General features: G+C 69.2%; 15 protein-coding genes. 14 read left to right on the top strand and 1 reads right to left on the bottom strand.

What is annotated here, in order from left to right; translation table 11 throughout:
* Nucleotides 1-219, bottom strand: a 219-nt coding sequence (locus tag BGN97_RS13315; RefSeq protein WP_292702428.1) for a hypothetical protein, incomplete at its 3' end; no start/stop codon positions are given.
* Between the two features lie 88 nt (nt 220-307).
* On the opposite strand from BGN97_RS13315, the gene BGN97_RS13310 reads away from it, so the two are divergent.
* From BGN97_RS13310 to BGN97_RS13245, 14 genes are all read left to right on the top strand, one after another.
* A complete protein-coding gene (locus BGN97_RS13310) occupies nt 308-499 on the top strand; it encodes a helix-turn-helix domain-containing protein (RefSeq protein ID WP_292702426.1) in 192 nt (63 codons plus the stop codon).
* A gap of 178 nt (nt 500-677) precedes the next feature.
* Nucleotides 678-917 (top strand): hypothetical protein, encoded by a 240-nt coding sequence (locus tag BGN97_RS13305; RefSeq protein WP_292702424.1) that lies wholly within the window; start codon nt 678-680, stop codon nt 915-917.
* Nucleotides 918-972: 55 nt separating this feature from the next.
* The gene (locus BGN97_RS13300) at nt 973-1326 is read left to right on the top strand and encodes a hypothetical protein (protein WP_292702421.1); all 354 of its coding nucleotides are present in this window, start codon (nt 973-975) and stop codon (nt 1324-1326) included.
* Nucleotides 1323-1667, top strand: coding sequence for a hypothetical protein (locus tag BGN97_RS13295; protein WP_292702418.1), 345 nt, complete (start codon nt 1323-1325; stop codon nt 1665-1667). Before BGN97_RS13300 ends, BGN97_RS13295 begins: the two co-directional genes overlap by 4 nt.
* Nucleotides 1664-2020, top strand: coding sequence for a DUF6085 family protein (locus tag BGN97_RS13290; protein WP_292702415.1), 357 nt, complete (start codon nt 1664-1666; stop codon nt 2018-2020). The genes BGN97_RS13295 and BGN97_RS13290 overlap by 4 nt, the downstream gene beginning before the upstream one ends.
* A complete protein-coding gene (locus BGN97_RS13285) occupies nt 2017-2166 on the top strand; it encodes a hypothetical protein (protein WP_292702412.1) in 150 nt (49 codons plus the stop codon). The genes BGN97_RS13290 and BGN97_RS13285 overlap by 4 nt, the downstream gene beginning before the upstream one ends.
* Entirely contained in the window at nt 2163-3128 is a 966-nt protein-coding gene (locus BGN97_RS13280) for a hypothetical protein (RefSeq protein ID WP_292702409.1), read from the top strand. The genes BGN97_RS13285 and BGN97_RS13280 overlap by 4 nt, the downstream gene beginning before the upstream one ends.
* Before the next feature lies 1 nt (nt 3129).
* Nucleotides 3130-3888, top strand: a complete 759-nt coding sequence (locus BGN97_RS13275) for a hypothetical protein (protein ID WP_292702406.1) — start codon at nt 3130-3132, stop codon at nt 3886-3888.
* On the top strand, nt 3885-4343 hold the full coding sequence (locus BGN97_RS13270; protein ID WP_292702403.1) for a hypothetical protein: 459 nt from the start codon (nt 3885-3887) through the stop codon (nt 4341-4343). The genes BGN97_RS13275 and BGN97_RS13270 overlap by 4 nt, the downstream gene beginning before the upstream one ends.
* Nucleotides 4336-4890, top strand: a complete 555-nt coding sequence (locus BGN97_RS13265; protein WP_292702402.1) for an NUMOD4 motif-containing HNH endonuclease — start codon at nt 4336-4338, stop codon at nt 4888-4890. Before BGN97_RS13270 ends, BGN97_RS13265 begins: the two co-directional genes overlap by 8 nt.
* Nucleotides 4887-5597: a hypothetical protein gene (locus BGN97_RS13260; protein ID WP_292702399.1), complete on the top strand. Its 711-nt coding sequence runs from the start codon at nt 4887-4889 to the stop codon at nt 5595-5597. Before BGN97_RS13265 ends, BGN97_RS13260 begins: the two co-directional genes overlap by 4 nt.
* Nucleotides 5594-7024 (top strand): DNA (cytosine-5-)-methyltransferase, encoded by a 1431-nt coding sequence (dcm, locus tag BGN97_RS13255; RefSeq protein WP_292702396.1) that lies wholly within the window; start codon nt 5594-5596, stop codon nt 7022-7024. Before BGN97_RS13260 ends, dcm begins: the two co-directional genes overlap by 4 nt.
* Nucleotides 7021-7452 (top strand): hypothetical protein, encoded by a 432-nt coding sequence (locus tag BGN97_RS13250; protein ID WP_292702393.1) that lies wholly within the window; start codon nt 7021-7023, stop codon nt 7450-7452. The genes dcm and BGN97_RS13250 overlap by 4 nt, the downstream gene beginning before the upstream one ends.
* A complete protein-coding gene (locus BGN97_RS13245; RefSeq protein ID WP_292702391.1) occupies nt 7449-7661 on the top strand; it encodes a hypothetical protein in 213 nt (70 codons plus the stop codon). Before BGN97_RS13250 ends, BGN97_RS13245 begins: the two co-directional genes overlap by 4 nt.
* Nucleotides 7662-8500 lie beyond the last annotated feature (839 nt).

Here is an 8500-nt window from a genome sequence, read left to right as displayed (position 1 = left end):
GCTCGTGTTGAGGACCGAGGCGATCGCCTTGACCTCCGCGAGCGCCCATCCGCGCTGACCCTTCAGCTTCAGGCCCAGCGAGCCGGACGACATCCCGATCTGCCTGGCCACGTCGCCCTGCTTCCGACCTTCGCTCCAGATGAGCATGTGAGCGCGCTGCCCCAGCTCCGCGTCCACGTCCCTGCTCGGGGTGTTACGGGTTTCCTTCGCTGTCTCCATGTACCCAGTATCGGACAAATCGGACAGATTCGCAACCAATCCGACCGAATGTCCACAAGTTCCTAATTTATCTGATAGCGTCGCCGACATGAAAAACAAGGAACTTCCCGACACAGAGGGAACTCTGCTGATGCCGAGCGAGGCGGCGCGGATGCTCCACGTGACCACGAAGACGCTGCAACGTATGGCGATGCGCGGCAAGGTCGCCGCGGTCGTGTTGCCGAGCGGGCACCGGCGCTATCTGTTGGCGCAGATCGAAGCCCTGGCGGCCGCATCATGATCTCCGGTGCTGGGGAGCGCCGGGTGCCCGCTGGGGTTTCGGGCTCGGATGGCCGGGGCACCGTGGGGACGGTTGCCCCGGCATCCGGAACGGGAGTGTCTTCGCAGGCGGGTCTGGCGGCGCTGCGCGCCGGGGCCAGCCGTGCGGGGATGCTCCGCGTGCAGGTCGGGGCGGCGTCGTGATCGCCGCACGCTGGGCGCTGTTCGCTGCCATGGTCGCGTGCGGTGTCGCCGTCGCGGTCACGGGTCGTTGGAACGGCGTCGCGCTGCTGCAGATCGTCTTCCTGCTCGCGTACTTCGCGACCTACCAGAACGTGCGCGCCGCGGTGGCGCGCTTCATCGGCGGCATGGACCCCGCCCCGAGCCTGTCGCGTCTCGACGAGCTCGACGGCCTCGGCCGCCACGACCACCAGAAGTGAAGAAAGCCGGCCCCGCTGCAACGGGACCGGCCATCAAGAGAAAGGACATCCGAACATGTCCATCACCGCCAATCCTACGTTCCTGGCCGTGGAAACGCGCGCTGGACGTGCCACCCTGGGCGGGCGCCGTCGCCTGCTCGATGACCTGCAGGAGGCCGTGCAGACCGTTGAGGAGATCGACGGACGCTTGTACGCGATCGAGCCCGTCGAGGTCGTGGCGATGACGCCGGTGTCGGCGTCCGCACATGTGCGTCTCGTCGGAGTCCCAGCACTGGATCCCGAGCCGCGACCGATCGCAGGCATGACCTGCCCGTGCGGTGCGCGCGGCACCCTGTACGAGGGCGAGAACCGCGACGCCTGGGACGCCTGGGTCGAGTCGCACGACGGGTGCTCGGAGATGGTCGCGTGAGCGCCCCGGCGATCCTGCCCGCGGGTGACACCGCGAGGGCCCGGAAGACGGACCCGGTCACGTCGCACGCCGCGGCGGACTCGATCACCCCGGAGGGTCGGGAGGCATCCGAGCTGGAAGTGCTCGCGATCCTCGCTGACGAGACCTCCCCGATCACGGCGGAGCAGATCGAGTCCCGTCACGTGCAGCGCGCCTGGCAGGGCCAGTCCGCGCACACGTACACGGCATCCCGTCTGCGGACCGCGTTGAAGCAGCTCGCCGACGACGGGCACGTGATCCGTGACGGTGAGGGCCGCACGAAGTCCGGCCGCCGCGCCGCGACATGGCGGGTGGCGTCATGAGCCAGATGGACATGATCACGGCCCTGGTGTCGGAGGGCATCCAGAAGAACCTGCGCGCGCACCGGAAGTACATCGCCGCCGGCGAGCGGCGCGGCATCGCCGACGACTCCGCATCCGTCGCGATCGCCGTGCTGATCGAGATGTCCGGCGGCCACCACCACATCGTCCGCTCCGACGGGGAGACGTTCACCCTGCAGCACCCGCTCACCGAGCGCCTGACCGGGGACCTCCTCGACTGCGACCTGCTGCGCCACATCTACCGCGGCGACCGGATCCCGAAGGGCCGCTACCGGGTCCTGATGAACGACGACGACACCGACGTCGACCTGATCCCCCTGAAGGAGTTCGAATGAGCAGCGGGTACGTGCACAACATCCCGATCACGCCGGCACCGGCGACGGACGAGGACCGCGACGCGGCCCGCCGCATGGTCGCCCGGAACGTCCAGGACGCCGCCGAGCGGACGCAGGTCGAGGCGATGCTGGGGCTGAGCGCATGACCCCGCAGATCACCGCGGCCCGCATCGTGGTCCCGGAGGACGCCCCGCGCACGGTGTGGATGCTCGAGCGTGGCGAGGGCCCGACGGCGTCGATCATCTCGGAAATCGCGCACGGCGGCATCAAGACGTGGCGGCGCGTGCTCGAGCAGATGATGAACGGCTCCACGTTCCGGGGGAACCGCGCCACGGCCGCCGGCCACTCCCGCGAGGATGCCCTCCTCGACGAGGCCGCCGACCAGCTGCACACCGTCACCCCTAACCGGGCACTCTGGGCGTCGCTCGAGAACGACCTCCACCGGGCGACCCCGGACGGCATCGGCGCGAACTCGGACGGCTCGATCGTGGCGGTCGAGGTCAAGTCCCACGAGCACGGCTACAAGTTCGCCGGGATCCCGCGCGACCACATGGAACAGAACCAGTGGCAGCAGCACGTGCTCGGCGCAGTGTCCGGCCTGTACGGGTACGAGATCCGCGACGAGGACGACCAGCCGCCCGCCGACGGCGCCACCTGGATCGACGTCCCCCGCGACGACGAGATGATCGCGTTCCTCGTCTACCGGGCCGACCTGTTCATCGCGTGGCGGGACGCCGGATGCCCCGACGTCGACGACCTCCCCGAGGATGTCGCCGCCGCGCTCGACGAGTGGGCCCCGCTGAAGCGCGAGCTCGACGCCCTCACGAAGACGGAGAAGAAGGCCGCCGACGCGCTGAAGAAGGCGATCGCGAAGAGCATGCCGCACGCCGAACGGTTCGGCGCGGTCGGTATCCGCGAGGCCGGCGGGTTCCAGGTCAGCGTGTCCGAGACCACGGGCATCGACGAGGACGCGTTCGCCGCCGACTCGCTGCCCCTGTTCCGCAGCTGGGTCGCCGACGTCGCACGCGCCAAGGAGCGCGCCGAGCTGCTGAAGCACGAATACCCGAAGGTGCGGCGCACGACGTCGCTCCGATTCCAGGAGGCATGAGATGAGCGAGCAGCTGATCGAGAAGAAGACGATCGGTGAGGTCGAGCGCATCGTCCACGGCTCCGGCCTGTGGGACGGCACCGGCCCCGTCGAGTTCTCCAACGACGGCGAGACCTGGTCCGAGACCTGGGCGCCATCGACCGAGCACCCGCTCCCGGAGTTCGCCCGCGTCGAGGTCTTCCGCAAGGACGTGCGGATCCCGACGAAGGTCACGATCCGGTGGGACGAGCAGGTCCCGCGCGCGGACGAGTTCTGGGCGGGGAAGTGGGTCGGCGCGCCGATGCGCCACTTCGGCCGCACGGCCCGCATGGTCGGCTACCGGCAGACGTTCCGGGAGCTGCTCGGCGACATCGTCATCGAGGACGAGGGCGACGACCGCGCGCTGCTCGATGCCGCGCCGGAGGCTGACGCCGCGCCCACGGAGCGCGACTGGGCGGCGGAGATCGCCGACGCCGAGTCGTCGACCCTGCTCGACGCGATCGAGAAGGACGCCCGCGCCGCACGGATCTTCACCCCCGACAAGGCAGGAACCGACCTGCATCGTGCGCTGCGCGCGCGCCGCCGGGAGATCGCGGCCACGGTGGCGGATGCCGCGTCGGCATGGGAGACCCCGGCGATCGCGGCATCCGTCCAGGTGCACGACGTCGCGGCCACGACGATCAGCCCGGAGAAGCCCGCGCGCCCGGCCCCGCAGGACCACCTGCCGCCGGCGAACCGCGCGGCCCGCCGTGCCGCGGCACGCAAGAAGGGGAAGCGATGACCGAGCACATCAACCCCGTGACCGGCGAAGTCGAGGACGCCCCGGCGGTGCTCGAGCTCGTGCCGCTCGACCTGGTGAACCTGTCCGAGGAGGACCTGCTGGCGATGTTCCCGTCGCCGGTCCAGGTGGCCGGGGCACTGCAGATCGCACGCGCTCGCATCGGCCACGCCCCGGCCGTGCTGAAGGACCTGTCCGCGGCGGTGAAGGCCGCCAAGCGTGACCTGCTGATCGCGAAGGGCAAGGCGTACCGGGACGCCCGGCAGGCGGGGTTCAACATCACCGACGCGCGCCTGTTCTCCGACGTCGACGGGCCTGTTGTCGAGGCGCGCGAGGCGGTCGATGACGCCGAGCTCGAGCTCGAGTTCGGCCGCGACCTGCGCAAGTCGCTCACCACCGACATCGACATCCTGAGATCGCTCAATGCGAACGTGCGCGCCGAGGTGCATCATGCCTGAGCAGTGGCGGCCGGTCGTCGGGTACGAAGGCTCCTACGAGGTGAGCGACCTCGGGCGCGTGCGGTCACTCGATCGCGTGGATCGCACCGGGCATCCGTGGTGCGGTCGCGTCCTCAAGCTCCATCCGGTGTCCTCTCGCGGCTATCGGAAGATCACGCTCTACCGGGATGGTGAGGGCGCGCAGCGGCTGGTGCATCGGCTCGTGCTCGAGGCGTTCGTCGGGCCCTGCCCCGAGGGAATGGAGGGATGCCACCGTGACGCGGACACCACGAACAACACCTTGACCAACCTGCGGTGGGACACGCCCTCGGCAAACAACTACGACACCGTGCGCAACGGGAACCACCATCACGCGAAGAAGACGCACTGCAAGCGGAACCACCTGCTCGAGGGGAACAACCTCGCGGGAGGCGCAGCATCCGACCGCGGATGGAGGCGATGCAAGGCGTGCGCTCACGAGGGCGACAACGCCCGACTGCAGGGTCGCGAGTTCAGCATCGAGCTCGCCGACATCGAGTACCAGAAGTTGACGGGAGTCATCGCATGAGCACCACCACGATCGACGCGGCCGACGTCACCGTCGTCCACGAGCTGAAGATGTCGACCCCGGACATGGGGTGGCTCTCCCGCGGGCTGCTCGCCGCGGCCGCGACCGATGAGATCTACGGCGTCCGCTGCCACGCGCACATCGTCGCCGAGGGGCTCACTGCCGTGTGCACCGCGACCGACGGCTACCGGCTGCACCAGCTGCACCTGCCCCTGCACGCACCCGTGCACCCGGTCGACGTCGTCATCCCGCACGACCTGCTCGTCTGGGCGGGGAAGAACGTGCGCACGTTCAGGCCGAAGAAGGACGCGCTGATCGAACCGGTCGCCGTACTGCAGCTGGTGGTCCCGGCCATGCCGGACGAGCACACCCACCCCGGCTGGGCGACCGTCATCTACCGGGAGTGGGACGACGACACTGCACCATCCGCCCGGTTCGACGCACCCCTCCGCGCCGACGCCTACCCGCCGACCGATCGCCTCATCGACGCTGCCCGCGTCGCCGAGCCCGGCCCGCCGTCCGCGGTGAACCTGGACTTCCTCGCCGACGCCCGCGCCCTCGCGACCGCGATCACCGACCCGCCCACGATCCACTACACCCGCGGCACCGACGGCAAGCCCGGGCCCGCCCTGCTCGACTTCTGGGCCGGCGGGGTGCTGTTCGGGTCCGCGCTGATCCAGCCCTCCAAGACGGAGACCGACGAATGAGCGCCCTCAAGATCGGTTCGCTGTTCTCCGGCGTGGGCGGCCTGGACATGGCCGTTGAGGCGTTCTTCGCCGGTGAGACGGTGTGGCATTGCGAGTTCGACGAAGAACCGTCGAAGGTGCTGTCCGCACGCTGGCCCGGAGTACCGAACTTCGGTGACGTGACAGCCGTCGAATGGTCGACAGTCGAGCAGGTCGACATCCTCTGTGGCGGGTTCCCCTGCCAGGACCTCAGCCTCGCCGGCCGCCGCTCAGGCATGCGCCCGGGCACCAGGTCAGGCCTGTGGGCCGACTTCGTGAAAGCAATCGACGCGCTGCGTCCGAAAGTGGTGGTGATCGAGAATGTCCGAGGCCTACTCTCCGGATGCGCCGAGTCCGCATCCGATAGCACGCTGGGACTCTGCCCGAGATGTGTGGACCCCGATGGAGGGGCCAGCCATTCTCCCAATGTTCGAGCACTTGGACGTGTACTCGGAGACCTTTCCGCCCTCGGGTTCGATGCGGAATGGCATGGTCTTCTCGCGTCCGACATCGGCGCCCCTCATGGCAGGTTCCGGGTCTTCGTTCTTGCCTACGCCCGCGGCGTACGACTCGACGAGAGGTGGGGTGCAGTCTCCCGAGAAACGCAGGGCGGGCGGCCATCAGCCATCGTTGGCGGACGTGCTGACACACCTGTAGGGCTGTTCCCGACGCCGTCCGCGTCGAACGCGAACGACGGCGAGGGGGCGGACACGTGGCTTGCACGGCGCGAGCGGGTCAAGGCGAGGGGGATCAACGGCAACGGCATGGGTATGCCGCTCGCTATCGCGGTTCAGCTGCTCCAGACGCCGACAGCCCGGGATGAGGCGGGATCAGGCGGGAGCAGCACGAGCAACGTCACCCTGACGGATGCTGTGGTGCGCACGGATCTTGGGCGCCGCCCGAATGCACGTCTCCTTCCGACTCCGCAGGTTGCGGACATGCAGGGCGGTCACGCGTCACGCTCGGGCGCTCGCTCGGACGAGATGCTTCTGCCCGGCGTGGCTGTCGCTGCGCAGGAAGGGCGACTGCTGCCGACCCCGCGCGCTTCTCGGGGCGCGTCCGGCACAGAGACGATGTACGCCCTCGGTGCTGAACGTGACGACACTGGCGACCGACAGGGGAACGTGGTCGGCGAACTCTCATGGGGCGAGTACGAGCCTGCGGTGCGTCTGTGGGAGTTGATTACCCGTCCCGCACCGGCTCCGACTCTCCCGAATGGGAAGAACGGGAACCATCGTCTCGCGGCGGTGTTCCCGGAGTGGATGATGGGCTACCAGCTCGGATGGGTGACCGACATTCTCGGGCGGAACCCGGCGATCAAGGCGTGTGGGAACGGGGTCGTCCCTCAGCAGGCGTACGCGGCGCTCGAGATCATGTGGTCTCGGATGGCATGGGAGCTGGCAGCGTGACCGCCCCGACGAAGCAGACCCGCACCGACACGTACACGCGTGACGGCTACCGGTGCGTGATGTGCGGTGGGGTGGACCCGCTGACGTTCCAGCACCGTCGCGCAGTGGGAACGCGCGGGTCGAAGGGCATCCTCCCGCCGCCGGTGGACGGCCTGACCCTGTGCGCGGTGTGCAACCAGCGGTGCGAGGCGGACATGCAGGACTCGGCGCTCTCGCACGGCTGGAAGGTGCGGAGCTGGGTGAAGAGCCCCGAGCGGGTACCTGTCTACTACCCGGGCGAGCTCGGATGGTTCCGGCTCGAGGGTGTGACTCGGGTGCGGATCTCGTCGGCTGTGGCGATGGAGATGGGCTGCTCGGTGTACGGGGATGAGTGGATGCGGTGGCAGGCGCACCGGATGTTCGGTGCCGACGGGCGGGGGATGCGATGAGCGTGGAGATGCTGCCGACGGTCCCGGGCTTCACGTCCGGTGTCGTCGGGATCGCCCCGTACCGGCTGCAGTGCGCCGGGTGTGGCTCGATCGAGACGCCGGAGTACCTGATCCTGATGCGGACGAAGTTCTACGGCTTCCGCCACGGCGACCTGCGCCGGCTGTGCGAGGCGTGCGCGACGGCCGCCGGATATGAGGTGACCGAATGAGCATGCCGACCTATGCGATGACCTACGTCGTCTGGCATCCGGCGTCGATGACGTTGAAGGTCGGTCGGGCGTGGGCGTGGTCGCGGGTGCAGCGGTGGCTGGATAGGGGATGGTATCCGATCGTCTGCCAGCGGGGCACGGATGCGACGTGGGAGCGGGAGGCGCTGCGGGTGCTGCGCCGCTGGTTCCCGCAGGCGTTCGCGTCGTGGGCGGATGCCGAGGACGTGCTCGGGCGAGGCGGGAAGGGCTTCACGGAGTGCTTCACGGTCGCGCCGGAGGATCTGAACTTCGCTCTCGACAGGTGCATCGAGGGCTTCGCGAGAGGGAACGATGTCAACCAAGCAACGCATGATCAGCCCCGCCGACCTCGAGACGCTGGCCACGGTGCCGGACGTCGCGAAGCCGTCGGCGATGTGGCTGTGGCTGAACCTCGACCCGCTGGGTCGGGGGCGGATGGATCCGCGCGAGCTGTCGGCGGCGATGTATCCGACGCTCGACCTGACGCCGGACGAGGTGTTCGAGAACCTGGTGCTGCTGACGGAAGCGGGGTTCCTGACGACGTTCGTCGCCCCGGACCCGGAGACCCGGGAGTCGGTGGAGTGGCTGCTGCTGTTGCGGCCGCTGAAGATCGACCTGCGGGATACCCGCATCTCGACGCCGGAGCCGCCGCCGCATCTGTCCCATGGGGTTCCCATGGCTATGGGTGGGGGCGCGCGAGGGCGTGCGGGTGCGCGGGGGAGCGCGCGGGAGCGGGCGCGAGCGCAGGTGCGGGCGGAGGACGCGGCGCGGGCCGATGCGTGGGATGCGGTGCAGCGCGATCGCGAGGTGCTGGTGGAGCG

This window comes from Microbacterium sp. 69-10, assembly GCF_001897945.1.
GTDB lineage: Bacteria > Actinomycetota > Actinomycetes > Actinomycetales > Microbacteriaceae > Microbacterium.
The sequence above is the reverse complement of the archived record's forward strand: the minus strand, read 5'-3'. Positions and strand labels throughout refer to the sequence as shown.